Origin of the sequence: Alteromonas sp. Mac1, assembly GCF_001562125.1 — a bacterium.
Classification (GTDB): Bacteria; Pseudomonadota; Gammaproteobacteria; order Enterobacterales; family Alteromonadaceae; genus Alteromonas; species Alteromonas stellipolaris.
On the sequence record NZ_CP013932.1, the window covers coordinates 3,966,026 to 3,992,585 of the forward strand.

Sequence of the window (26,560 nt, forward strand, 5' to 3'; positions counted from 1 at the left end):
AATACCAGTTTGTTAGTCTTTACTAGTCTATCGCATGAGTGCCTATAGGGAGAAGCTTAAATTCATTCTGCCCTAGGCCGAAAAACTATTAGCGCTTACTCAATACTATCTCCGTAGCGTTTTTTAGTAACTGTTGTTACTGTACAGCCTTATTTTAACAAGTTGTTAACCATATAGCCATTATCCCCCTAGCTCCAATTACTGTCGGAATATAAGGCTATGGCACTAAGCGTCTACATGGAGTTAACGACCTATATGAACAAAAATAGCTGACCTAATAATGAAAAAAAGTATTCAGCCTTACGTGCTACAGTTAATTTCGAGTAACACGCTACGAAGTATTAAACGTGCCTATTATACTTGTGCACGCCTTTTTACTCGTGATGTACCTAAATTAGAGGTTTTCATTAAAGTAGATGACCCTTACTCACTTTTACTTGTTCAAGCTTTACCTAAACTAGAAGAAAAGTATCGCGTCACGATAACAGCTCGCGTCATTATCAATTCAGATCCAGTGATGTTCCCCGAATTAGCTATGTGGAACCAACACTCAGTTAACGATGCGATGCATTTAGCAAACGTCTACCGCCTTCAGTTTCCGTGCTCGGCTACTGGGGTTACTCACCAAGCTCGCTCAGTTTTTACTGCGTCCTGTGCCGTTCAGCAAAAAATAGATGAAGGCACTTCATGGACAGGTATTACTGAATTACTACTTGCCTATTGGAAAGGTGATCAGATTGATGCCTTCTTGAGCGTTGATGAGGCGGCATTAGAGAAACGTTTTAAAGCACACCAACATCAACTTTTCTTGAAAGGTCACTACCTGCCCGCCACGACTTATTACGATGGCGAATGGTATTGGGGTGTAGATAGGCTCGATCACCTAGAACGTCGACTTATCGATGAAGGCTATGCAAATCAACCCAACACTCAAATTGAATTTAATAAAACCTACGCACCGCTTTTTCAGCCTTTCAATTTTACTGACGTGAAGGAAAAGTACAGCGAGCCCTTAACGCTGTTTTGGTCTGCCCGTAGCCCCTATTCTTATATTGCGTTGCTACAGGCGGTAAAACTAACTATACACTACGGCATTCCCCTTGAAGTAAAGCCAGTACTGCCGATGATGATGCGTGGGTTGTATGTCCCCCCTAAAAAAGCCATTTATATTTTTCTAGACACAAAACGCGAAGCGCAAAAACTGGGGATTGATTATGGGTTTCTCGCCGACCCGTTAGGTGAAGGTGTAGAGCGATGCTATGCACTATTAGCTTATGCTCGGGAAAACAACAAGTATCTAGACTATTTGTTATCGTTCGCCAAGGCGGTAAATGCCCATGGTGTTAGAGCAGATACTGATAGTGGAATGAAGAAAATAGTAGAAGGCGCAGGTTTGTCTTGGCAGGAAGCGAAGTTGCATCTAAACAATACTGACTACAAAGAAGAGGTTACTGCAAACCAAGCGGATATATACCAAAAAGGCAGTTGGGGTGTGCCCGTTTTCAGATATAAAGATATTCAGGTATGGGGCCAAGATAGATTATTTGTTATGGAAGATGCCATTCGACAAAACCTTAACTCTCATAACAGTGCTTCTAGTAATTAAGCACTACATAACACTTATACAGCAGTAGGTAATTTAAATGGCTTATGCATGAGTAAGAAAAGTATCACGCGCAGCATGTGCGATGTATTTGGTGAGCGCACCCTACCTAGCGAACAAGATTTAGAAGACTTTTGGCAATTAATAAATGGTCGAGGAGGAAGGCGGGTTTTCCATAAGCTAATTCGCTATATGAACGAGCGAATTACACACAGAGAAAGATAAGTTGATGCTCTTAAACATAGCCCCTGCCCGATTCAAATTGTCAATGGGAGTGCGGATGCTATCTCCGGTGAACATATGGCTCAACGATATGAAGAAATTATCACGAGGCAGCATATTGTAAGACTGTCTAATATTGGACACTACCCTCAGCTCGAAGCGCCTATAGATGTAAGTAACTCAATAATTTCCTTTATAAACAACATTAAAACGCCCTTAGCATAAAGTGTAGTAGGCAATTTTTTGAAGCTTACTATAATTAAAGTTTACACACGTAAGCAGAACTTCTGTCCATTCTGCTTGCCTGATGAGCAAGAAAACGATAAATTGGCGCACAGTTGTAAGCTGAGTTGTAGAAAATGAATAAACCACCTCTTATCCTGACGAATGTCTTAGTGTTCTTAATTACCGGCGCCATCGCCTTTATCGGCGTACCTGTATGGGTTATCAATCATGGAATTGATTGGGCGGAAATAGGCACTGCGATTTTCTTATTTTATTTCACTGGTATGTCAATTACTGCCGGTTACCATCGTCTGTGGTCACATAAAACCTATGATGCGAATATTGTCGTGCGCGTAATACTTGCTATCGGCGGCGCAATGGCACTGCAAAATAGTATCTTGCACTGGAGTTCAGATCACAGAATTCACCACCGTCATGTAGATGACAACGAAAAAGACCCTTATTCAGCAAAACGCGGTTTGTGGTTTGCACACATTGGTTGGATGCTCCGCGAGTATCAAGAAAAGCGATATGACGACTATAGAAACTGTAAAGACTTGCAGAAAGATAAAGTTGTTATGTGGCAACACAACTACTACCTGCCAATCGTTCTTGCTGCTAACTTTGGCGTTACTGGCTTTTTGGGCTGGTTAAATGGCGACATCCTAGGCATGATTTTAGTCGCTGGCGTATTACGTTTGGTGCTTGTTCATCACGTCACTTTCTTTATTAATTCCTTGGCACATTTCTGGGGAAACCAGCCGTACACTGATTCAAACACGGCCAGAGACAACGGCGTGCTTGCGTTTTTCACCTTTGGCGAGGGTTATCACAATTACCATCATATTTTTGAATATGACTATCGCAACGGTATTCGTTGGTATCAGTTTGATCCAACAAAATGGTTAATCCGCGGGCTTTCTTACATGGGTCTAACGTATAACCTACGTCGTGTGCCTGAAGAGCGTATTGAAAAAGCAAGAGCAGCAATGCAATTGCAACGCGCTAGCGAACAAGTATCTGTATTACCTAATGCAGAAGAGCTTATGCAAACTATTGAGCAAGAGTACGAGCTACTTATGCAACGTATGTCTGATTACTATGCGGCGAAAAAGCGTTTGATGAAAGTAAAACAAAAATCACTCAAACGCACCATAGAAGGCTTAGAGCTTACCTACAAGTACAAAGAGCTTAAGCATGCATTAGCCGTTCAAAAAGAAAAATGGCTTCAATTGCAGAGTCTTTCGCTTCAAGTCGCGTAGATTTATTGGCTCTACGCCACTTTATTTAAAAACCCACATGCGCTTTGCACATGTGGGTTTTGTTTATTTGGCGATTAGCACTAGAGTTAGTGTTACAAACCCAGTAACGTAGAATATTAGTAGTAGTTATTTTACGACAAACGCGGCCACTGAAAAATAGGATGTAGTTATGGCGACAAAGCAAAAAGACAAACCAGTAACCCCTTCTTACCAATATGATGCAATTGTTATTGGCACAGGACCTGGGGGTGAAGGCGTAGCCATGCAATTAGCTAAAGCTGGCAAGAAAGTCGCTGTAGTAGAAAGATACGAAGCGGTGGGAGGTGGATGTACGCATTGGGGTACTATTCCGTCGAAAGCTTTAAGGCACTCCGTTAGCCGCTTAATTGAATATAATAACTCCCCCCTTTTTGCTGACAATCATTTAAGCCGAAGCCTCACTTTTGCAGAAATTATGCATCACGCCAGTGGTGTGGTAAAAAGTCAAACTCGTCTTAGATCGTCATTTTATGACAGAAACCGCGTTAACTTGTATCACGGTGAAGCTAGCTTCCTTGATGCTAATACCTTACAGATTGTCCGTGATGATGGTTCGAAAGATATTTTAACAGCGGCACAAATTGCTATTGCCACTGGCTCGCGCCCTTACACGCCACCCGATATCGATTTTGATCATCCCAGAATTTATAACTCAGACACTATTTTGTCTCTTGATCACGATCCCAAATCCATCATTATTTACGGTGCAGGTGTTATCGGGTCAGAATACGCCAGTATCTTTCGCGGCATGGGCGTAAAAGTAGACCTCGTGAATATGCGAGACAGACTCCTTTCTTTCCTTGATACCGAAATTTCAGATGCGCTAAGTTACCACCTATGGAACAACGGCGTACTTATTAGGCATAACGAAACCTATAAGTCGGTGGAAGGTAAAGAAGACAGCGTAGTATTAAACCTAGAGTCAGGTAAACGAATGAAAGCTGATTGCTTATTGTTTGCCAACGGCCGTACCGGTAATACTGACATGCTAGGTTTAGAGGCCATTGGTCTAAAAGCAGATAATCGCGGGCAACTCAGTGTAAATGAAAAATACCAAACTCAAGTAGATAACATCTTCGCCGTAGGCGACGTTATCGGATACCCAAGCTTGGCCTCTGCTGCCTACAATCAGGGCAGATTTGCCGCTGAAGCTATGTTAGGGGCCACGACACACACCGCATTGGTGGCAGATATTCCCACTGGCATTTATACCATTCCAGAGATTAGTTCGGTGGGTAAAACCGAACAAGAGCTTACCGCCGCAAAAATACCTTACGAAGTGGGTAGAGCCCAGTTTAAGCATTTGGCTCGCGCTCAGATTGCGTCAACACAGGTTGGTAGTTTAAAAATTCTATTTCATAGAGAAACTAAGAAAGTCTTAGGTATTCATTGTTTTGGAGAGCGTGCATCTGAAATTGTGCACATTGGACAAGCGATTATGCAGCAAAAGGGCGAAGGAAATACCATCGACTACTTTGTGAATACGACCTTTAATTACCCAACCATGGCCGAAGCTTATCGCGTAGCAGCAATTAATGGGCTAAATAGAATATTTTAAGGAAATTTGGGCACAAAAAAACCGGCACCTAGTGCCGGTTTTTTTAGTGCGATTAATCTCGGTTTGCAGCCAGAGTATTTAGCGCTGAAAGCGCATCTCGATGTGCTACGATATCGATCTGCATCTTTTCTTGGTCGAATGTCATTGTTGCAGTTGCGTAGTCTCCAAGACTTTCGCTGGCAACATTTACCAATTCAGTTTGTGCATCACGGAAATGAATGTTGTTGTTGATGTTTTCAGCTATACATTCATTATTCAATTCGAACGATTTTGCGTCCATACAATCGAAAAGCTGGTTTTCGCCAGAGCCCGCATGCGCAATACCAAAGACGGACATTAAGGTTAATCCTAGTACTACTTTACGCATGGTTTATCTCCTGTTCTGCAGTTCATTACTGCGATGATCAAATAATAATGTATATACGTTTTAATGTCAAATCGGATCATGGGAATATGACAGCAATATTACAAAGTGAAATAATATGACTAATTCGGCGATTATTTTTGATAATTTAGTAAAAGAGGCGAAACAGTGTTCGTTGTGTATTGAACACCTTCCCTATGGCGTAAACCCAATTTTCTCAATTGGGCCACAGGCAAAAGTTGTGCTAATTGGTCAAGCGCCCGGCCTGATCGCACATCAAAACACGAAAGCCTTCAGTGATAAAAGTGGTGAAAGGCTGAGGCAGTGGCTAAAAATTGATACTACAACGTTTTACGATGAAAGCAAATTAGCCATTATGCCTATGGGATTTTGCTTTCCTGGCTACAAAAATGGGGCTGATGCACCACCTAGAAAAGAATGTGCCCCCACTTGGCACAATAGGATGTTAGACGCCATACGACCAGAATTAATCCTGCTTGTCGGTAGATATGCCCAGCAATATTACTTACCCGAGTACCGAACGTTAACAGACGCTATAAAGAACAATCGTGATGAGAGGTTTGCTGTGCTGCCCCACCCGTCTGGTAGAAACAACCGCTGGCTTGCACAGCACCCTTGGTTTGAAACTGAGTATCTACCTCACGTGGTAGAGCGTTTAACGCCACGACTAAAGTGAATCGTTAGTTCGCGTCTTTTTGCGATACAAGGTAATCCATCAATTCACTAAATGGCATGGGTTTAGCGTAGAAGAAACCCTGCGCTTCGTTACAACCCAATTCAATCATATACTCAGCTTGCTCTTTGGTTTCAATCCCTTCAGCAATAGTGAGCAGCCCTAATTTGTTTCCTAAAGTCACAATAGTCTCGGCAAGCACTGCACTTTTACCCGGTTCAATGTCTCGGATAAACGAGCGATCTACTTTTAAACGATCTAATGGGAGTTGCTGCAAGTAACTCATAGAAGAAAACCCCGTTCCGAAGTCGTCTATTGCTATGGCTACACCATGCTCTTTTAACGTTCTAAGGGCATCTATCACAATTTGCGGTTCATCCATCACCACACTTTCTGTTATTTCTAACTCGAGTAGACTTGGATCGCATTCAGATGCGCTAATAGTGCCAAGCACTTTACTAACAAATGACCTATCTCTAAATTGAGGCATTGATATATTTACCGCAACCCGTAAGTCGCCGAAATTCGCCTCTTTTAAATCTTTCAATCGGCGGCATGCTTCTTCAAGTACCCACTCACCAATATCTACAATAAGACCTGAATACTCAGCCATAGGCACAAACACAGCCGGCGAAATATAGCCATTATTGCCATCAGGCCAACGTAGCAAACCTTCCATACCTACCACTTTTTCACTGACTAAGTCTACTTGTGGTTGAAACCATAACTCCAGCTTACGTGCCATAAAGTCGCTACGCAGGCGACGGATCATTTCAAGGCGCCACGTCGTTTTATCTTCAATATCTTTCGCAAAATATTCGAAGTTATCGCTGATGTTCTTTTTCGCGCGGTTTAACGCAATATTAATGCGTTTCAAAATTTCTAAGCCAATATTTCGTTTGTCATCGAGCTGACATAGCCCAATTGTCACGTTCACCGGTAAGGTGTGGTCGCTAACTTTAAACGACGATTGAAACAATGAATTGATATTGTCTGGGTTAACCACATTTGAAGGGCCGATAAGCCCAAACACATCCGCGCCAATGCGCCCAATTTTCACCGAGTCATCGAAGCAAGCTTGAAACCTATCACTGATAGCACGCAATAACTCGTTTCCAGCCTCTTGGCCTAAACCATCGTTAATGTCTGAAAAGTGGTTTACATCAATAAGCGCGACTGAACAGTTTTCACAGGCAAAAATATGCGGTTTATCGAGCATATTGATAAATTCATTACGATTAGGAAGTCGTGTGAGCCAATCCCTGAAAGCAGCATTTCTTAATTGATGGAACAAGTTTACGTTTTCGTAGCCTACTGAAATACTGGATAAAAACACTTCTAACAAGCTTTTATCTAGGTTAGTAATTTCACTTACCATGTTCACATAAACGGCCGCTTCAAACCCAGAACGGTTTATATACAACACAGATGAATCAGATTCGAAAATATGACGTTTTAAGCGAAGACAACGACCTACTTGCTCTGAAATTTCACTGTTATTAATATTATCGATGGATTCATTAATAAAAGAAGCATATTCCCCAGCTGCCCCTAAGATATACACACCGTTGTCGTCTTTATCTAAAACCGAACCAGCCCTAGCGCAAACAAGCCCTTCAGCATCTAATCCAATCAACGAACTAATTTGAGTGACAACCCCTTCGCAAAACCCTTTTACAGAATGCTCTTCAAAAAGATTGGCCGACGAGGTAATGATTTTTTCTAAACCAATGCGGTTTTGATTGATTGTCATTATTTGCTGATAGGAGCGCAGAGAAGAGATAACCGTGGTCATCAGTTTAGCGCGGGTAAGCTCAGTCTTTGTTTTGTAATCGTTAATATCATAAAGCTTAATCACTTCTTCTTCTGGCGCATAACCAGGTTGCCCTGTTCTTAAGACAATACGAGGCTCGGTTAGCCCCATAGATTCGCGAATGTAACGCACAACATCGAAACCGGCGTCGTCAGTTTCCATCACTACATCCAGAAGAATAATCGCAATAGACTTACCGTAATCGTGCAAGAGTGTTTTGGCTTCTTTAGCCGAATAGGCATGTAAGAAATTAAGCTTTCTATCATTTACAATAAGGTCGGAGAGCGCGAGACGCGTAACGGTATGAATTTCCTCGTCGTCATCAACGATGAGAATGTTCCATTCCTTATAAATCGTAGTGTCGATATCAGAACTTCCATCGTCATCTAAGAAGATAAGTTCATCATTATCGTAATCCGTTGCCGACATAACTGCTTAAACCCTCGTCACTGATTCACACATACTTTTTCCCATATGATGTTTATCAGAATTGCTAATTCGATACTGCAATGCAATAGTGGTAACCTATTGTTTATGCTTTTAATGGCAATCTACATATTAAAATGAAGATAACCCCTGATCCTTATACTAGTTCACTTCCTAAGACCAAGCGCCCTACTGAACCATCGCCGGCTAGCCGTAACGACAATCCAAACCAAAGTGCGACTCAAAACGTGCAACAAGATACACCGACGCACTTTGTACGACAAAAGATACTCTCTTGGTTCTCTCGTGTCGGCATTTCTCCTTCAATGGCGAAAGATCCGAAAAGCCAACGAAACACGTTAGAACGAAGAAAGCAGATAATTGAATTACAAAAAGCTGTAAACCTCCAAGCTGTCTTAAATATAGCACTAAATGTAACTATAACCGAATCAGAAAGTGATGGACTTGATCCAGATTGGTTTTTTGCTTTTAGCAATATGGCAGAAGAGATCCACAGTCCAGGAATGCAGGAGCTTTGGGGCAAGATTTTTGCCGTTGAGGTAAGTAAACCCGGCAGCTTTTCTCTTCGCAGCTTACAAATGCTAAAATTGCTTACTCACAGAGATGCGAAAGTCTTTGCGAAGGCGGTTAGTATAGCCAGTAGACGGCAACATGATACCATCCCTCGTATATTAGTCGGTTTCCATAGGAAAAAAGGCATACTATCGTTTTTCAAACGTGCAGTACCGGAACAGTTAAATTTAGCCTCTGTGGGTCTTTCCTATCCTGATTTACTTGCCCTTCAAGATATGAAGCTACTTTATGCCAGTGAGATTGAAAGCGGTGAGTATGCAGAAGGTCAACAAACAAGTTGGCGCTGTGGTGCCGAGCAATTCACACTAGAAAGTAAGCAGCCAGGTGTCGCCTTGGTGTATTTTAAGTTTACCGCAGTAGGTAGTGAGCTTTATAAGCTCGTACCAAGAAAACAAAACCCAGCTTACCTATCGGCACTTAAGGGCGTATTAAGCGAAGTCTTTAATATTCATTAACCCGCAGTTTGAGCCCCACCTATTTTAGCACCGCCTTTTTTAGACCGGCTACTCAGACATGGTTCGCCAGCCCCACTGTTTCGGTGAGCTAGGCGAACGGGGTGACAGATTAAATTCCGTCACCAAACTCGTGCAACCCACATTCACGCTTAAGTCCGAAGAAACGAGTATCTTGTTCACTCATGCCTTCTTGCAATGATTGCGTAGTATGCCAATCGCCAATAGATACATAGCCTTCATCCCACAAAGGATGGTACGACAAACCATGCTCTTTCAAATAGTAGTGCAGATCTTTGTTGCTCCAATCAATAATAGGATAGAGCTTAAACTGATTGCCTACCTTTTGAAGCACAGGTAATTTGCCGCGGGTATCAGATTGGCTGCGGCGTAAACCGGCAAACCATGTACCTGCGTTAAGTTCTTTCAAAGCACGCTGCATAGGTTCAACCTTGTTCATTCGGTTGTACTGCTCAATGCCTTCAACACCTTGTTCCCATAATCGACCAAAGCGAGCTTCTTGCCACGCAGATGAAATATCTGCGTTATACACGTGCAAGTTTAGATTCAATGCGTCTTTCAGCTCGTCAATAAACTTGTAGGTTTCAGGAAACAAATAGCCAGTATCCGTTAATACTACGGGAATATCTGGCTTAGCTTGGGTAAGCATGTGTAGCATAACCGCAGATTGGGCACCAAAGCTTGATGACACAATGTGACTGTCAGGTAAGTTTTCAAGCGCCCACGCAACGCGGGCTTGAGCACTCATCTCTTCCAGTTCAACATTGATATCGGCAAGGGCTTCCTTGCTGATATCAAATGCTAACGGACTGCTATTAATTAGCGTCGAATTACTCATAAAAGTCTCTAGCTGAATCGACAACGGGCGCGACAATTTCAGCGCGAATAACATAATCACCGAACGATTCGTTACCGTTACGCTCTTTCGCCCACTTGCCAATTAATGAATCAAGTTCGGCCATAATTTCTTCTTCACTGATGTTTTCACGATACATCTTAGGAATACGGGTTCCTTCACGATCGCCACCTAAGTGGAAGTTATATTTACCAGGGCCTTTACCCACTAAACCAACTTCGGCCAACATGGCACGACCACACCCATTCGGGCAGCCCGTTACACGGAAAATAATACTGTCGTCCGCTAAACCATGCTTCGCTAGCAAACCTTCAAGTTCCGTTACCGCATCAGGCAAATAGCGTTCTGCTTCTGCCATTGCTAATGGGCAGGTTGGCAAGGCAACACAAGCCATAGAATCAAGACGTTGATTTGAAGTCTCTGGCGCAATAAGTCCGTGCTCACGGGCCAAGGCTTCAATCTTTTCTTTATCTTCTGCTGGTACACCCGCAACAATCAGGTTCTGATTCGCAGTTAAGCGGAAGTCGCCGGTATGAATTTTTGCAATCTCAGCACACCCTGTTTTTAAGGTTTTACCCGGATAATCTAAAATTCGGCCGTTTTCGATAAATAACGTTAAATGGTATTTGCCGTCTATACCTTCAACCCAACCGAAACTATCGCCGCGAGTCGTGAATTCATAAGGACGGGTTTCGCCAAAGGTAACGCCTGCACGCTTCTCTACTTCAGCTTTAAAATTGTCTACACCCACACGTTCTAGTGTGTATTTGGTTTTGGCGTTTTTACGATTAACACGGTTACCCCAATCGCGCTGGGTAGTCACTACTGCTGCAGCAACGGCTAATGTGTCATCCAAACCAATAAAACCGAAGTCACTGGCTTTACGTGGGAAGGTGCTCTTATCGCCATGCGTCATGGCTAGGCCGCCGCCCACTAATACGTTAAAACCAATCAGCTTACCGTTTTCAGCAATAGCCACAAAGTTAAGATCGTTCGCGTGAACATCTACATCGTTTTGTGGTGGAATAACTACTGTAGTTTTAAACTTACGAGGTAAGTAATTGTCACCTAAAATTGGTTCTACTGGCTTTTCAGTGGTTTCAACTCTTTCGCCATCTAGCCAAATTTCAGCATAAGCACGGGTTTTAGGAAGTAAGTGCTCGCTTATCTTTTTAGCCCACGCATATGCTTCAACGTGTAAGGCAGACTCAACCGGGTTAGAGGTACAAAGTACGTTTCGGTTTACGTCACCTGCAGTAGCAATAGAGTCGATACCGGCTTTATTAAGCATTTGGTGCATCGACTTAATTTTCGGCTTTAATACACCATGAAACTGGAACGTTTGACGGGTAGTAAGACGAATACTGCCGTACATAGTGTGGTCGGCGGCAAACTTGTCGATAGCTAACCATTGGTCAGGGGTAATAACCCCACCTGGTAAACGGGCACGTAGCATTACATTATGCAACGGCTCTAGTTTTTGCTTAGCACGCTCGGCGCGAATATCGCGGTCATCTTGCTGATACATACCGTGGAAGCGAATAAGTTGGAAATTATCCGCTGTAAACCCACCGGTTAAATCGTCTTTTAAATCTGTTTCGATAGTGCCGCGCAAGTTATTACTTTCACGCTTTAAACGCTCGTTGTCAGCCAGTTTGCCCTCAACGATAAATGGTGATTTTTCATTGCTCATTAATAGACATCCTTCTGGTAACGTTTCGCTTTGCGTAATTCAACTAAGTACGCTTTAGCATCGGCTTCTGACTTTTCGCCGTACTGTTGCACAATACTGATAAGTGCGTTTTCTACATCTTTCGCCATGTACATTGCATCGCCACACACATAAAAATGTGCGCCTTGCTGAAGCCATTCGTACACTTCTTTTCCATGCTCAAGCAAACGGTGCTGCACATACACTTTCTCTTCTTGGTCGCGAGAGAATGCCAAAGTAATTTTATCTAGTAGGCCGTCTTTCACGTAGCCTTGCCATTCCACTTGATACAAGAAGTCTTGCGTGAAATGTGGGTTCCCGAAGAACAACCAGTTTTTGCCTTGTGCATCTTGTGCATCACGCTCTTGCATGAAAGCTCTGAATGGCGCAATACCGGTACCTGGGCCTACCATAATGACTGGTGTATTAGCATCATCAGGTAAGCGGAAGTGATCGTTGTTTTCAACAAACACGTCTACTTCACCGTTTTCTTCTAAATACTCGCATAAGAAACCAGACGCCCCGCCTTGGTGACGATGACCAAAGGCTTCATAGTCTACGTGAGCTACCGTTAGATGAACTTCATCTTCAACTTCGGTTTGGCTAGACGCAATAGAGTACAAGCGTGGTGTTAGCGGTCGAAACGCTTCAACAAGTTGTTGCGCAGTTAAGCTGCCCGGATGATCGCGCACAATATCAATCAATTGACGCTCTGCCATATAAGTGCGCAGTTTAGCTTTATCTTCCATCATCGCGGCTAAGCTTTCAGAGCCTGTCGCTGCTTGATAGGCTTTAATGAAGTTAGGGTAGCTAAGCGTAAGCTCAAGCTTGCTACTTAGCGCTTCACGCAACGTGAGCGTTGCGTCAGCAACCTTCACTTCTGCATCGCCATCAAGAGAAAGTGTATCTATGAACGCATCAACAAGACTTGGCGCATTTTTAAACCACACACCTAATGCATCGCCTGCTTTATAGGTGATACCAGAATCTTCTAGGCTAATCTCAATATGACGAATGTCTTTTACTGAATCTCGGCCGGTAATTTTTTGAGCATCAAGCAAGGTCGCGGTGAAAGGCGCTTTTTTGGTATACGCTTGTTCGGGTGCACCTTGAACCGCCGAGCCGGTTTGTACCGCTTGGGCAGTAGGCGCTGCTGCACTAAAGTCATTCTTAAGGGATGCAATTAAATCGTTCAGCCAGCTTTCAGCTTGTGCTTCATAATCAACATCGCAATCGGCACGCGCAACCAACTCGGTTCCACCAAGTTTGCCTAGGCGTTCATCGAAGTCTTTGCCAGTTTGACAGAAGAATTCGTAACTACTATCACCTAACCCTAATACCGCGTACTTGGTGTTAGTTAATTTAGGTGCTTTCTTGCCGCTAACAAATTCATGTAACTCGATTGCATCATCTGGCGCATCGCCTTCACCATGGGTGCTAACAAATAGCGCCACATGGGTTTCAGCTTTAAGCGAACGAGGCTTGTAATCTGCCATGCTAACTAACTTAGAGTTAAAGCCCGCTTCTTCCGCTTTAGCCTGACACTGCTGTGCCACGCCTTTCGCATTACCGGTTTGCGAGCCGAATAAAATCGTAAGCGTAGGGGCATCAGTCTGCGCGGGTGCTACTGCACCGGTAGCAGTTGGCGCAACGGCGCCGCCTTGTGCAGCGGCCATACCGGCAGCATAGCCACTGATCCAAGTCAGTTGATCACGGTTTAACCCAGAAATTGCTTGGGTAATTGCATTGAACTGTTGTTCATTTAATACGGCACCAGTAGCCGATGGATTGTTCGATTGTTGTGACATAATTCTTTAGCCTTAATTCGATGGGCATAAGGCTAACGACTTTCTACAAGAAGAGAAAAGAATAAATGAAACTTTTTTATTACTGAAAGTGATTAAGAGTGAGTATTGAATTATAAACAGGGCTATTTTCTGCAGGCTTCACAACAGATTGACAGTATTTATCTGCTTTCCTACCCATAAATTGACAGAATATAAACCAAAAAAGTATTAAAAAAAGGTGTTTTAAGCAAACGTAAAAACGAATAGCACATTTTATTAGGCAAACGAAAAAACATCTAAACAATTAATAATTAAAGAGGTTTCAGGATAAAACCATAAAGACTAATAAGGCAAAATATGCTGTAATTACCCAAACTTTTCAATCGTTGCATTATGTCTCAATTTTCACTTTTTAGATCAACCACCGCGTTAATCATTCTGTTCTTTCTTAGCGCAATTTCATCTAGTCATGCCGACACATTTAAGCACTCGGATGTGCAATTGAACCAAGAGGGGCACAAAGATGAGCATGGTGAACAAAAACATGACCAACGTGAAGCTCATGATGACCATCACGACGAGGTTGAAAAGATTCTTATTCAAGCGACCCGTTCTGGCCGTATAGCCGATGAGCAACCCATTCGCGTTGAACTGATTAACCGCGAAGAAATTGAAGAAAAAGCGGCAATGCGTCCGGGAAATATCTCTATGCTGGTAGCAGAAACCGGCGGCGTAAGAATGCAAACCACCTCGCCCGCTTTAGGCAGTGCCAATATTAGACTGCAAGGTTTATATGGTCGATATACCCAATTGCTTGCAGACGGTTTACCGTTATATGGCAACCAAGCAGCTTCTATCGGGCTACTTCAAATACCACCTACCGATTTGGGTCGCATCGAAATTATAAAAGGGTCTGCCTCTTCCCTTTACGGTGGCTCTGCCTTAGGCGGTGTTATTAACTTAGTGTCTCGCCAGCCCGGCGATGAGTTTAGTGGCGAAACCTTACTTAATGCCACCACGCGAGACGGCCAAGATCTCACTACCTATTTCGAAGCTCCCATTAACGATTCAATAAAAACGTCGATTACCGCAGGCGCGCACTACCAGAATGAACAAGATATTGATGGTGACGGCTGGATTGATTTAGCAGGTTATGAACGCTACACCGCTCGCCCTCGTCTTTTTTGGGAAGGGGAAGATGGCGAAAACCTTTATGTCACTACTGGCTTCATGACAGAACAACGTGAAGGTGGCACGCTAGAGGGTGCAACCGTTGCCAATTCAGAGGCATTCGCGCAAACACAAGATTCAAAGCGCATTGACGGTGGGTTTGTATTTAACAAACCGGTATTCGATACACTTACCTTTAATGCTCGCGCCTCAGCGATGCTTCAAGAGCATGAGCACGCGTACGGGAACGACTTTGACGATGATGAACACGAGAGCTATTTAGCCGAAACCAGTCTAGCTGGCTACACGGATAAAAGTGATTGGGTGGTAGGCATTGCTTACCAGTCAGAGGTTTTCACTTCCCACACATACCCAGAATTTGATTACGATTATCAGGTTCCTGGTATTTTCACTCAAGTCGACTACGAGCTTACTGACATCCTTACCACATCGCTTAGCGCCCGGGTCGACGAGCATAACGAGTTCGGCACCCAGTTCAGCCCTCGGGTATCGTTACTTTATCGTCCAGGCGATATTACGGTAAGAGGATCTTATGGTCAGGGCTACTTTGCTCCTACTCCCTTTGTTGAAGAAATAGAGGCAGCCGGACTATCTCGCTTAGCCAGTATTGAAGATTTAGAAGAAGAAGATGCAGAAACTGCCTCGCTTGATGTGACTTATACGTTAGGCAATATTGAAACGAGCTTAACTTTGTTTGGTTCAAACGTTGATAATGTTACCGAGTTAGAGGCATTTTCGAGTAATGGAACGAGTGAACTAGACCGAGTCAGGTTAGTGAATGCTGAAGGTGAAAGTAAAATTCGTGGTTCCGAGTTTTTGGTGCGCTATTACTGGCGTGATGTAAAGCTAACCGCGAGTTACCTGTACGTTGATGCAACTGAAGTATCAGAAACGAATGAAGGCAGACAAGAAATTGCACTTACACCCCGCCATTCAGCAGGTTTTGTGGCCATGTGGGAACAGCATGGCAGTTTCAGAACCGGTTTTGAAGCCTATTACACCGGCGTACAGCGCTTGAACGACAACCCTTATTTAAATGAGTCTAAACCTTACTGGCATTTAGGTTTAATGGGAGAAATCACTCTGGGCCGCATTAGTTACTTCATTAACTTAGAAAACCTATTGAATGTACGCCAAACCGACGAACACCCATTGCTTTTGCCTAACCGCGCCGCCAGCGGACAATGGACTACTGATATATGGTCCCGTAACGATGGCTTTATTGCCAATGCAGGAATAAGAATTAAATTTGGCCACTAGCGCAACCGCGCTGACACAAAAAAACCGACACATGTCGGTTTTTTTGTTTATCAGGTAGATGTTAGCAAAAATTAGAAGTGAACTTCTAACCCTGCAAACGCGCCATCAAATTCCATGTCTGCATAGATATCGTCAAGATCTTCAATATCCATTGTCACTTTGCGATAGCCAACCTGTAGAGTCATATCAACCGCAATACTTTCTATAAATGAGTAGGTCACTGCCACTTGGTAATCGCTGAGTTCGTGATCGTCAAACGACAAATAGCTACCTTCTGCATAAGCCGCTAAGCCCGTAAACGGCAAGCCAACTTGTACTTTCGAATACACCATGGGTATCACACCAGAAAAATCACCCGACCCCTGTGTGTCACTAGCGGTATCGTAAACTGAGAACGCGCCATCGATATACTTAGCATTCAAGCCCACATCGAAACTAATTAAGTCGTTATCGAACAGCTCGTAATACAAGATAATGTCTGTAGCATCTAACTCAACAATAGTATCTATCTGGCTCTCTGCGGTATACAAGTCACCGTCGAAAGTGAAGTTAGTATTTAGCGTAGTGGTGCCAGAGTTATCTAAGGTGGTATGCCCTATCTTAACGTTTGGCACAAATGGCAACGGGTGTTCGAACGCCACATAAAGCGCGGTGTTTGTTTCATCATCAAAATTAAAGTCGGCAGTAGATGAATTGTCGGCAAACCCACCACTGGTATCGGTTTGCCAAACTTGTGCACCTGCGTACACCCCTGCAATTGTGTCTGCATGTGAAGATGCGGAGAAAAGAGCACAACCTACTAAGGTTGCCAATAGACACTTTTTCATTTGTTATCCTTGACTGAGAAGTTCTGAAAGTTCAATTAAAGCAGCGTTTGCGCGAGAAATATAGTTCGCCATCACTAAAGAATGGTTAGCCAGCATGCCAAAGCCACTGCCATTTAGAATAACAGGACTGAACACAGACTGCTGAGTTGCTTCAAGCTCACGAATTATCTGCTGTAAGCTAACCAATGCGTTTTTATCTTCTAATACATCGTAGAATTCAACTTCTACCGCTTTAAGAAAATGCAGTAGCGCCCACGTCGCACCGCGCGCTTCATGAAAATTATTATCTAACTTGAACCAGCTGGTTTTAACGGTGCGCTGCTGCGCTACCGACGTAGACTGCTTCGCTTTAGAATCGCCGGCTAAATCTGTATTAATTCTTGCAGAACCAACACTGGCACTTAAACGCTGAGAATAGCTGCCTAAACGCTTTTCAACTTGTTTTAACCACTCACGTAAATTATCAGCACGGGTATAAAATTGACTGTCGGAATTTTGCGGGTTCGCAAGCTGATCGCGATAAAGCTTTAGAAGCGCTATGCCGTCTCGGTAGCTAGACTCAGACGACGGAAACATCCAGCTTTTATGATCCATGTTAAATTTAGGATGCGCTTTAGTAAGATAAGGGTTTTCTAACGATTGAGATTGCGAACGGCTAAAGTCTTTACGCATAGAAAGCGCAAGGTCACGAATCATTTCCAGTGCGCCAAATTCAAAAGAAGGCATATTGTCTAAGAAAACACCCGGCGGCATCACATCGTTCGACAGGTAGCCACCAGGCTTATCTAGTAAGGTTTCAGAGACATCAATCATGGTTGCAGTAAGCGTATAGCCGGCCACGTCTTCTGGATTAATATTTTGTGCTTGTTGCGCCACCCGCTTTTTAACGTCATAGGCGTCTGGTGCCATGCTCCAATACAGACCTATTAACCAAAAAATTAGAAACAACACTGCAATGACAAGGGCTACTCGTTTTGTGCTAATTGATTTTCTCATATCAATGCCAACCTTCCTTTCAAATGACACAAAGCCGGACTTAACCGGCAATGTATAACTAATTATAAATACGCGAGAATTACTAAACCTTTATGACGGTTGCAGTTATATCACCATTTATCGGCCTAATAACACAACTTAAATAAACTTATAATCATCATACAGGACGATTTAGGTGTTGATCACGCTTGGATTTGTCCTTAAATGCATAGATAAGTATAGCAAGAACAACGATTGGCCAAAACGCGCCAATGCCTGCAGCTAGTAACGCCAAAAATACCGCGCCGACAGCCAGCAATAGTGTGCCAAGAACACTCACTGCTACTACAAAACCCACTACCGCTAACAGAATACCTATGACAGATAGCGCAGCAAGGTTTTCCCAAGGACTAAGTAATTCGTCTGACATCACGATATGCATGCCAAACCAGTCGTCGATGACACTGCCTAAACAATTAACCAGGATCACAGCTAACACAATCGCGATAAGAAAGTTTTTCATTACACTGCCCTTGGTAATAGCATGACTGCTGCAAAATAAGAGACCACTGCGATAGCTGGCATAAAGATAAGGGCCGTTGCTGCGCCAACTCGAACCCAAATTGGATCTACCTCTAAGTGCCGTGCAACGCCTGCGCAAACACCTGAAATAACCGCGCTGTCTAAATCTCTATAAATACGTTTTTGTGATGGCATTTTCATTTTCATTTCCTCAAATTCATTTCAGATTGCTTAGGGTTGTACGGTAAGAGCGCGCAGGTAATGACCTACCCCACGCTCTACGCGATATTTACGCTACCTTTTTTTTCTTAAGCGCAGCGAGTTCATTCTCTATCGTTTCATCTGCTTCAAGGGCATCGAACTCAGCGGCTAAAGAGGTAGCACTGCCGCTATCCTTTGTTAGGTCGTAGGCATCAACCTGCGCTTCTAGTGTGTCAATGCGCTGCTCGTAATGCTCAAAACGCACCATGGCATCATCGATTTTGTTGCTGTTATCCACGCTTTTTACTTTTAGGCGCGTTTCTAACGTTTGTTTGCGGCTAACAAGCGACTTTTGCTTTTGCTTCGCTTCATTTAGCTTGCTATTTAAACGCCCAGTATCAACTTGAATCTTTTCGATAATTTCAGCCAGCTGTACCTGCTGCTGTTCTAACTGGCTTAGCTTGGCAACATACTTCTGCTTTTCAACCAACGCGGCCTTAGCCAAACCTTCTTTGTCGTTATTCATGGCAAGCTGCGCTTTATCCTGCCAACCGTTGATATCCTTTTCTGCTGACGCCATATGGCGAGCTAAGGTTTTCTGGTCGGCGAGGTAACGTGCTGCATCAGTGCGCACCTCAACCAAGGTCTCTTCCATTTCTTGAATAATGAGGCGAATGATTTTTTCTGGATCTTCAGCCTTATCTAGCATGGCGTTTAAGTTTGATTGCACGATGTCATTTATTCTTGAAAACATACCCATTGTTATTGCTCCGTTTCAGTGTGATTAATAACGTAGACTAAGGCAGTGGCCATGCTACGGTTGGCGATTAACTGTGCTGACGCCAATCTTGTCGCTTACATCTCTTTGCTTATTAAATACATTACAATTGGCGTGCCAAATCAGTAAAACACTGTTTTTATTAATTAAAACTCAAAAATGAAAATGACTGGTGCTTCGTCACTTTCCTATAAACCAACTATTTAGTAAATTTAACCACTCACTGTTCGTCAATTTAACCAGTAACAAAATCAGCGCTACGTTTCAAAAAATTAAGGCAAAAAAAAACGACCTTATCAGGTCGCTTTTCATAAATAGGGTAGAGCCGCTGATGGCTTACTCAGCACGTGGAGATACTTCTTCAGTATCCGCAGATGATGTTGCTGCTATATCGGTAACTTGTACTTTACCCATTGTAGCTTCACCTTCTAACTCAAAGTGATATGCCGTATTCGCCACAGTCTGGTACACATTTGCTTTTACTTCGTTGGTAGTGATACTCACGGCGTGCTCAACCATATTCGTCAATATTGACTGAAGGATTGATTCTTGCGCATTTGCGCCAGCGCTAAATAAAGTGATAGAAACGATTGATGCTGCTAAAAGTGAAGTTTTCATAATTTCCCTTGATGGTAATCACTGCAACAGCCCTTCGCTATTGCTTTGATTAATAGATAGCCAAACTCGTGCCACCTAGGAAAATTACATTTAAACAATTGAAATTAAAGAAAATAGCAGAAAATATTGCGCTCACAACATTTCGAGTAAATTTCGTACAACGCCAAGGTTTAGTCAAATTCATTAAGTGGTTTAGTGTATTTGACCACTTGGCGCCTTATTATTGATTTAAGAAATATTATTCGCCGCTTTTTGCGCGTTGTAGTCATTGATTTCTTGCTGTGCTGACTCCACTGCGTGCAGTGCATTCATTAACAAATCCGGATCTGGCGATTTTCCTGTACCATTTTGACTTAAATAGCGACGCCAAATTCGGCCGCCAGCTTGTCCTTGATACAAGCCAAGCATATGTCTAGCAACGTGCCAAGGCTTGAAATAAGGGTCATCTTGGCGCGCAATACACGCTTCTATGTATTGCTGCATTTTAAGTACTACATCACGGCGACTAATAGGTTGAACTGATTCGTCACCAAAAATCTCAGCATCTACATTGGCCAGAATATAAGGGTTGGCATACACTTCCCTGCCCATCATTACACCATCAACATATTTCAACTGCTCTTGAGTATCGGCCAGTGTTTTAACACCGCCATTAATACTAATAGAAAGTCGGGGGTGAGCCTCTTTTAGCATATGGACTCTAGGGTAATTCAGCGGCGGAATATCTCTGTTCTCTTTTGGGCTCAACCCTTGCAGCCAAGCTTTGCGCGCGTGAACAATAAAAGTATCGCAACCAGCGTCGGCAACAATATCTACAAACCGCGCGAAGTCTTCATATTCATCCATATCGTCAATACCAATTCGGCATTTCACCGTAACCGGAATGTCCACTACCGCTTGCATAGCCCTAACGTTATCAGCCACAATTTCTGGCTGCGCCATCAAGCAAGCACCAAAACTGCCATTTTTCACCCTATCAGATGGGCAACCCACGTTAATATTCACTTCATCGTAGCCGCGTTCTTGAGCAAGTACCGCACATTTCGCCATGTGGTCTGGGTTACTGCCACCTAGTTGCAAGGCTACAGGATGCTCTTCTTGATTAAACCCAAGGTAGTCGCCTTTCCCATAAATAATCGCACCTGTGGTGACCATTTCGGTATAAAGCAAAGAATGCTTAGAGAGCAGCCGAAGAAAATAACGGCAATGACGATCGGTCCAATCCAGCATTGGAGCGATGGAGAATTTGCGATTTAGCGGAGCGATAGACAAAAAAGTCACCTCAAAATTAAATAGATAAGTAGCGTTTCCTTGTTTTAAAGACTAATACTTAAGTCTATAAACACTTCGCTGAATGGCCTTATTTTACTACTGTAAGTGTAAAGGTTAAAGCTGTTCGCTCATATTAGCGACGCGCTTTGGTGTGAAAGTAAAAAACACATTTAGAACTAATGTGTTATTTCCAATCTCGCCTTTACGCGCTATGGTAGAAAAAAGAATAATAAACATCCTATTTTTCAATTTAATGGGTTTATCTGATACGCCCATTTCAGAGGTTTGATGTGAACGCAGTTATGTTTATGCCTAAGGGAGATTTTTTGCATGGCAAATAAACCGTCTAAAAACGTGGAAGCCAAACCCGATGTTACACAAGCGGGTGACGAGCTCACTCAGTTAAGAGAAATACTTTTTGGTCAAACTAATCGAGCATTCAAGGCAGATTTAGCCAGCTTGGAATCTCGCATAAATGACAACTTCGCCACATTAAATAATCAGTTAGAAGTTCAGTTCAACGACATTAGAAAACTCATCGATAACCAGGTTCAAGATTTATCACATCGACTTGAAGGGGCGAATAGCTCAAACAGCAATGTTCAAAATCAGCTTCAAGCCACGACAGATAAATTGCAATCAGAACTTGAAATAGCCGAAACCTCTGCCAAAAACGATAACGATGCCTTAGAAGCACACGTGGTTAAAGAACTAGATTCTTTGGAAAGTGTATTTAGTAAACGTCATCAAGAACTACTTGAGCGTCTGCAGCAGGTGACAAGTGAACTATCAGAAACAAAAACTGATAGAAAAACGCTGGCTAACCTGCTTTCCACTATGGCTTCGAACTTAGCAACTGACCAGTAGCCATAAATGGAAGACAAAGGGCTTTCTCCTGAGTCAAAAGATAATTCTCTGCATCAAATCAGAGCGTTAATACTTGGCCGAGACGACAAATATGTTCAAGAAATATTAAAACGCGATGCCAAAGAAGTGGTAGGCGGTATTATTTCTGAAGCATTGCATGACAGAGAAAACAAAGATGGCTCGGTTAATAAAGTGCTGGTGCCCTTGGTCGAGAAGTCGCTGCATCGCTCTATTGAAGCAAATAGCGATAAAATCGTAGGTACACTCTACCCTCTTGTTGGCACCTTGGTTCGTAAAGCAGTATCGTCATTTTTAGTCGATTTCGTTGAAAGAACCAACGCACTTATCGAAAACAGTCTTAGCCCTAAAAGCGTATCGTGGCGTTTTAAAGCGTGGCAATCTGGTATTAGGTATTCTGATTACGTTGCTTCTCAAGTCTATCAATACCAAGTTCAACAGCTTTTTGTCATTCACCGAGAAACCGGTACGCTGCTACATACTATTTCTTCTGATCCTGAACGCAGCAAAGATGCCGATCTTATTTCTTCAATGCTGGTTGCCATTAATGATTTTGTTGCTGATGCATTTCAGTCGCAAGAGAATGAGGCCGAAAACGAATTAGGTGAAATTAAAACCGGTGATTTCACTCTGCTTATAAAAATAGGTCCGCAGGCCATCTTGGTTGCCGCGGTTGTTGGCAGTGTTCCTCCGGAAATTAGAAGCCGACTACAACAAGCACTAGAAGAATTCCATCAGTTTTATCAGGTTCCATTACAAGAGTATCAGGGCGACAGCGCGCCTTTTGCGGGTTGCGAAACCTTGTTGAACGACTGTTTAATTAGCGCGAAGAAAGATGAAGCAAAGGGTAAGAAAAAAAGGCTGTTCGGTGGTGTTGTTATCGCCATCGTACTACTGCTTTTAGCTTATCTTGCATTTTTACGAATAGATTTATCGATATTACAAAGCACGATAAGGGATTTACCTCCTCCAGCTGGTATTGTGCTTACTGACACCGCCGTAAAAGATGGTAAGGTGCAAGTGCGCTTGCTGCGCGATCCTCATATGCAATCATCTATTACATGGTTAGAAAACCAAGACATTAACACCAACAAAGTGATTATTCTCGAAGAACCCTTTGTGTCGCTACAAAAAAATGTCGTTATCGATAAAGTTTTATCCTTAGTAGCAACAACGAACAACGAACTGACAGCCATTTATGATGAAAATGATGCATTGTTTCTGAGCGGCGAGATGACGATTGATGCATTACGCGCATTCACAAGGGAACTTCGTGCAATACCCGGTATTTCTCAGTTGAAACCTGACCTGTCTGGTATTGATATTGTCGATGGGGGGCGTGCTAATACAGAAGAACTTAACACTGTGGTTATAAACGACCTTGTCGCGAGAATTTCTTCAACACATTTAGCGTTTGCAATTGCACAAGAGAACCTAGATTCTGAGCAATTGGAAGTACTAGAACGATTGGGCCAAGAGTTGCAGCAGTTGCAGGTGCTTGCGAAGCAGCTTAATCTGTCAGTTGCAGTCTTTATTTTGGGCGCAAGTGATAATTCAGGTAGTTCTACACGCAATCTTGCCTTAAGCAAATTAAGAGCTAACAACGTGAAAGAAGCGCTGATACCCATGAAGGTTGACCCTAGCATTCTTTTTCCAATAGGGCTTGGCCAGTTATCTTTAAGTGAGGGTTCAATGGGACGAACTGTATTTATAAATGTTTTGCTATCTGACTCGAAAACATCAGAGGTAAATACACAGTGATTCAAAAAAAGGTGTGCATCTTAGGCCCTACCGGTGTTGGGAAGACGAGCCTGGTTAAACAGTTTGTCGAAAGTATTTTCTCTGAAAAATATAAAACGACAATCGGTGTGAAAATCGATAAAAAACAAGTTAACAAAGATGGTCGAGGCGTGCAGTTGCTGCTTTGGGATCTTGAAGGTATCGACAGATACTGCGGATTCAATCCACGGTATTTACGTGGCGCAAGTGCCTATATCATTGTGGTCGATCAAACCCGCTCTCAGTCGTTATTAGAAGGTATCGAAATTCTTGAAATGGCGAGGGAACATTACCCTGATATTCCGGCTTTTTTCGTGGTCAATAAAACCGACCTTCCTTCAAGCTGGCACTGGAGTGAAGAAGAACTTGATTCCTATGCAAAAAAGTTTGAATCACTAACAAAAACCAGTGCAAAGACCGGCGAGAATGTCGAAAACCTCTTTAGTACAATTGCGTTTTGGTAGGAGCTACGTATGGATATACACCTTCTTAATGCGCTAGGAATAACAGACTGCGCTATCTTTAAAAGCACAACGAGCCTTCAATGCCTCACGCCTGATGTTTCGTGGCTTCATAAGATTGCCATCCTAGATGATGATAACAAGGTTAATCCAGACAATTTCTCCTCCATGTTTCTAGACGACTTTATGACAGATGCCAATGACATATGGCAGAATGACAACGTCTTTACCCTATCTTCAGGCTTCTGGACTGAAGAAAACGAGAATGAGGCGCTTCACTTAGAAGCCCTTGCGATTAATAGTGGTAAAGGTCAGCACTTCTTAGTTATAAAGAATGTAGAAACACAATACGAAGAAAAACAAAAAACCCTACAAGCTGCCAGAGAGCTACTTTTAAGTCATCACGAAATTGTTGGTCAGCACGAATACATCCGCCAGCGTCTAGATAAAACACTGCTTAAAAACAAAAATTACGAAAAGCTGGTTCCTCCCATAAAACAAGCTATCCACCACTTAGAAACTGGGGTGGTTATTTTAGATAAAGACCGTGAAACGGTATTAGATAATAAGTCCGCTAGGCAACTCCTTTCTTGCAGCCGTTCCAATGACAGTGCCAATAGGCTTGAACACTTACTCCAAGATGTGAGTGTGCCAGACACTTTCCTCCCAACGCTCATCGAAAAGCGTTCAGCATGGCAAGGTGAGCTCTATTGGCAGCCCACGCAAAATTATGAGGTATGGTTACAGGTAACCATTCACCCTGTTATTCACGATAATGAACTTACCCATTGGGTGTATCTTCTTACCGATATCAGTCACATTCGAAATAAAGAAGAAAGCGTACTATCTGCTACGGGCATGGACTCTTTGACTAAAATTGCCAACCGTAATTTTTTCAATAGCTATGTTCAGAAGTTGGTTCAAGAAGACGTTAAATTTGCTCTGTTTGTTATAGATATACGAGAGTTTAAGAAGATTAACGAAAAACTTGGTTACCATTCAGGTGATGAAATACTCAAGTCTTTTGCATCAAGATTACAAGGTTTTGTTGGCAATAGTGGGTTTATCGCCAGAATGGGGAGCAACGAATTTTCCATTGTAAAGCGCACCGATACCTTCAGTGGTGTTAACCCATTGGACTATGCGCAGGATATGAAGAAGAAGCTGGTAAATACCTATACTTCACTTCATGGCGCTGAATCGAACCTTGGGATCAATATTGGCATCGCGAGTTATCCCCAACACGGAGATCAAGGGAATATATTATTGCGTCATGCGGATATCGCCCTCCAGATTGCGAAGTTTCAAGGTAAAAACGTTATTCTTGAATACAGTGAAATGCTGCAACGCCAGCATCAGAGTATGTCTGAGCTGGAAAGCAAACTTCGCACCGCCATTGAAAACAATCAATTAGCGCTTTTCTTACAGCCTATCGTTGATTTACAAACCGGTAAAATTGTTAAGTGCGAAGCATTAGCGCGCTGGAAACAAGAAGACGGAAGCTACATTCCACCGGATGTTTTTATTCCGATTGCTGAACGTACTGAGTTGATATTTCCATTTGGTGAATGGTTAGTAGAAGAGGCGTGTAATGCTATTGATAAGCTTACAGAAGCTAATTTAGACATTCGCTTAGCGATTAATATCTCTGGCCGACAAGTTACCGATCTTGTGCTGCTTCACCAAATACAATCATCCCTAAAGCGAAGAGCCATCGACCCTAGGCATTTATCGATAGAGCTCACCGAAAGTGTGTTTATTGATAGTTTAGATACTGTGTCTGTGTTGCTGAACGAACTTAGAGCTATGGGTATTACCATATCAATTGATGATTTTGGAACGGGTTTCAGCTCTTTGGTTTACCTTAAAAAGCTTCCTATTGATGAACTAAAGATAGACCGTTCTTTTGTGAGCGATTTAGAAGCGAATACCGACGATCAAGCTATTATCCAAGCTATTTTAGGCTTGGCCAAAAATTTAAATATTAGCATTATTGCCGAGGGTGTTGAGACGCAAGATCAGCAGAGGTTTTTGGTAGATAATGCCTGTAGTTATGCCCAAGGTTACTACTTTGACAAACCAATGTCGATTGGGGACTTTGTAGAAAAGCTGCGCTAGAAAACCGCATCAGAAAGCTGCGATATAACGCTTGGTCACGCAGCTA

23 protein-coding genes are annotated in these 26,560 nt (G+C 42.9%); 11 read left to right on the top strand and 12 right to left on the bottom strand.

Annotation, left to right across the window (positions count from 1 at the left end; genetic code table 11):
- Window positions 1–280: 280 nt before the first annotated feature.
- The 4 genes from AV939_RS16800 (at window position 281) to sthA (ending at window position 4,909) form a co-directional block, all read left to right on the top strand.
- The gene (locus AV939_RS16800; RefSeq protein WP_057789426.1) at window positions 281–1,606 is read left to right on the top strand and encodes a DsbA family protein; all 1,326 of its coding nucleotides are present in this window, start codon (window positions 281–283) and stop codon (window positions 1,604–1,606) included.
- A gap of 48 nt (window positions 1,607–1,654) precedes the next feature.
- Complete coding sequence (locus AV939_RS20205; RefSeq protein ID WP_156454646.1) at window positions 1,655–1,828, top strand: hypothetical protein; 174 nt, start codon at window positions 1,655–1,657, stop codon at window positions 1,826–1,828.
- A 356-nt stretch (window positions 1,829–2,184) separates the two neighbouring features.
- Complete coding sequence (locus AV939_RS16805; protein WP_057789424.1) at window positions 2,185–3,312, top strand: acyl-CoA desaturase; 1,128 nt, start codon at window positions 2,185–2,187, stop codon at window positions 3,310–3,312.
- A 169-nt stretch (window positions 3,313–3,481) separates the two neighbouring features.
- Window positions 3,482–4,909 (top strand): Si-specific NAD(P)(+) transhydrogenase, encoded by a 1,428-nt coding sequence (sthA, locus tag AV939_RS16810; protein WP_057789422.1) that lies wholly within the window; start codon window positions 3,482–3,484, stop codon window positions 4,907–4,909.
- A gap of 52 nt (window positions 4,910–4,961) precedes the next feature.
- Here sthA and AV939_RS16815 read toward each other — a convergent pair whose 3' ends face one another.
- Window positions 4,962–5,276 carry a hypothetical protein gene (locus AV939_RS16815; RefSeq protein ID WP_057789421.1) on the bottom strand — a complete coding sequence of 105 codons (315 nt, stop codon included), beginning with the start codon at window positions 5,274–5,276 and terminating at the stop codon, window positions 4,962–4,964.
- A gap of 115 nt (window positions 5,277–5,391) precedes the next feature.
- On the opposite strand from AV939_RS16815, the gene AV939_RS16820 reads away from it, so the two are divergent.
- Window positions 5,392–5,970: a uracil-DNA glycosylase family protein gene (locus AV939_RS16820; RefSeq protein ID WP_057789419.1), complete on the top strand. Its 579-nt coding sequence runs from the start codon at window positions 5,392–5,394 to the stop codon at window positions 5,968–5,970.
- A gap of 4 nt (window positions 5,971–5,974) precedes the next feature.
- Here the strand turns inward: AV939_RS16820 and AV939_RS16825 are convergent, their stop codons facing one another.
- The gene (locus tag AV939_RS16825; RefSeq protein ID WP_057789417.1) at window positions 5,975–8,209 is read right to left on the bottom strand and encodes a bifunctional diguanylate cyclase/phosphodiesterase; all 2,235 of its coding nucleotides are present in this window, start codon (window positions 8,207–8,209) and stop codon (window positions 5,975–5,977) included.
- A 134-nt stretch (window positions 8,210–8,343) separates the two neighbouring features.
- Here AV939_RS16825 and AV939_RS16830 point away from each other — a divergent pair, with 134 nt between their 5' ends.
- Window positions 8,344–9,255 carry a TIGR03899 family protein gene (locus AV939_RS16830; RefSeq protein WP_063456780.1) on the top strand — a complete coding sequence of 304 codons (912 nt, stop codon included), beginning with the start codon at window positions 8,344–8,346 and terminating at the stop codon, window positions 9,253–9,255.
- A 109-nt stretch (window positions 9,256–9,364) separates the two neighbouring features.
- Here AV939_RS16830 and AV939_RS16835 read toward each other — a convergent pair whose 3' ends face one another.
- Genes AV939_RS16835 through AV939_RS16845 form a run of 3 tightly spaced genes read right to left on the bottom strand, consistent with a single transcriptional unit; the run spans window position 9,365 to window position 13,648 of the window.
- Window positions 9,365–10,111, bottom strand: coding sequence for a phosphoadenylyl-sulfate reductase (locus AV939_RS16835; RefSeq protein WP_057789415.1), 747 nt, complete (start codon window positions 10,109–10,111; stop codon window positions 9,365–9,367).
- Window positions 10,104–11,822, bottom strand: a complete 1,719-nt coding sequence (gene cysI, locus AV939_RS16840; RefSeq protein ID WP_013782651.1) for an assimilatory sulfite reductase (NADPH) hemoprotein subunit — start codon at window positions 11,820–11,822, stop codon at window positions 10,104–10,106. The genes AV939_RS16835 and cysI overlap by 8 nt, the downstream gene beginning before the upstream one ends.
- Window positions 11,822–13,648, bottom strand: coding sequence for an assimilatory sulfite reductase (NADPH) flavoprotein subunit (locus AV939_RS16845; RefSeq protein ID WP_057789412.1), 1,827 nt, complete (start codon window positions 13,646–13,648; stop codon window positions 11,822–11,824). The genes cysI and AV939_RS16845 overlap by 1 nt, the downstream gene beginning before the upstream one ends.
- A 372-nt stretch (window positions 13,649–14,020) precedes the next feature.
- Here AV939_RS16845 and AV939_RS16850 point away from each other — a divergent pair, with 372 nt between their 5' ends.
- Window positions 14,021–16,078 carry a TonB-dependent receptor plug domain-containing protein gene (locus AV939_RS16850; protein WP_057789410.1) on the top strand — a complete coding sequence of 686 codons (2,058 nt, stop codon included), beginning with the start codon at window positions 14,021–14,023 and terminating at the stop codon, window positions 16,076–16,078.
- A gap of 71 nt (window positions 16,079–16,149) precedes the next feature.
- On the opposite strand, the gene AV939_RS16855 is transcribed toward AV939_RS16850, so the two are convergent.
- From AV939_RS16855 to dusA, 7 genes are all read right to left on the bottom strand, one after another.
- On the bottom strand, window positions 16,150–16,905 hold the full coding sequence (locus AV939_RS16855; protein ID WP_057789408.1) for a TIGR04219 family outer membrane beta-barrel protein: 756 nt from the start codon (window positions 16,903–16,905) through the stop codon (window positions 16,150–16,152).
- Between the two features lie 3 nt (window positions 16,906–16,908).
- A complete protein-coding gene (locus AV939_RS16860) occupies window positions 16,909–17,901 on the bottom strand; it encodes a DUF2333 family protein (protein ID WP_057789406.1) in 993 nt (330 codons plus the stop codon).
- Window positions 17,902–18,058: 157 nt separating this feature from the next.
- Window positions 18,059–18,403: a hypothetical protein gene (locus tag AV939_RS16865; protein WP_057789404.1), complete on the bottom strand. Its 345-nt coding sequence runs from the start codon at window positions 18,401–18,403 to the stop codon at window positions 18,059–18,061.
- A complete protein-coding gene (locus AV939_RS16870) occupies window positions 18,403–18,603 on the bottom strand; it encodes a PspC domain-containing protein (protein WP_013782645.1) in 201 nt (66 codons plus the stop codon). Before AV939_RS16870 ends, AV939_RS16865 begins: the two co-directional genes overlap by 1 nt.
- A gap of 88 nt (window positions 18,604–18,691) precedes the next feature.
- On the bottom strand, window positions 18,692–19,363 hold the full coding sequence (gene pspA, locus AV939_RS16875; protein WP_057789403.1) for a phage shock protein PspA: 672 nt from the start codon (window positions 19,361–19,363) through the stop codon (window positions 18,692–18,694).
- Between the two features lie 354 nt (window positions 19,364–19,717).
- Window positions 19,718–19,999 (bottom strand): hypothetical protein, encoded by a 282-nt coding sequence (locus AV939_RS16880; protein ID WP_057789401.1) that lies wholly within the window; start codon window positions 19,997–19,999, stop codon window positions 19,718–19,720.
- Between the two features lie 228 nt (window positions 20,000–20,227).
- Complete coding sequence (gene dusA / locus AV939_RS16885; protein WP_082604812.1) at window positions 20,228–21,271, bottom strand: tRNA dihydrouridine(20/20a) synthase DusA; 1,044 nt, start codon at window positions 21,269–21,271, stop codon at window positions 20,228–20,230.
- Window positions 21,272–21,601: 330 nt separating this feature from the next.
- Here dusA and AV939_RS16890 point away from each other — a divergent pair, with 330 nt between their 5' ends.
- Genes AV939_RS16890 through AV939_RS16905 form a run of 4 tightly spaced genes read left to right on the top strand, consistent with a single transcriptional unit; the run spans window position 21,602 to window position 26,514 of the window.
- Window positions 21,602–22,138, top strand: coding sequence for a hypothetical protein (locus AV939_RS16890; RefSeq protein ID WP_057789400.1), 537 nt, complete (start codon window positions 21,602–21,604; stop codon window positions 22,136–22,138).
- 6 nt (window positions 22,139–22,144) lie between these two features.
- Window positions 22,145–23,917: an OmpA family protein gene (locus AV939_RS16895; protein ID WP_057789399.1), complete on the top strand. Its 1,773-nt coding sequence runs from the start codon at window positions 22,145–22,147 to the stop codon at window positions 23,915–23,917.
- Complete coding sequence (locus AV939_RS16900; RefSeq protein WP_057789398.1) at window positions 23,914–24,399, top strand: Rab family GTPase; 486 nt, start codon at window positions 23,914–23,916, stop codon at window positions 24,397–24,399. The genes AV939_RS16895 and AV939_RS16900 overlap by 4 nt, the downstream gene beginning before the upstream one ends.
- Window positions 24,400–24,408: 9 nt before the next feature.
- Window positions 24,409–26,514, top strand: coding sequence for a sensor domain-containing protein (locus AV939_RS16905; protein WP_057789397.1), 2,106 nt, complete (start codon window positions 24,409–24,411; stop codon window positions 26,512–26,514).
- Window positions 26,515–26,560 lie beyond the last annotated feature (46 nt).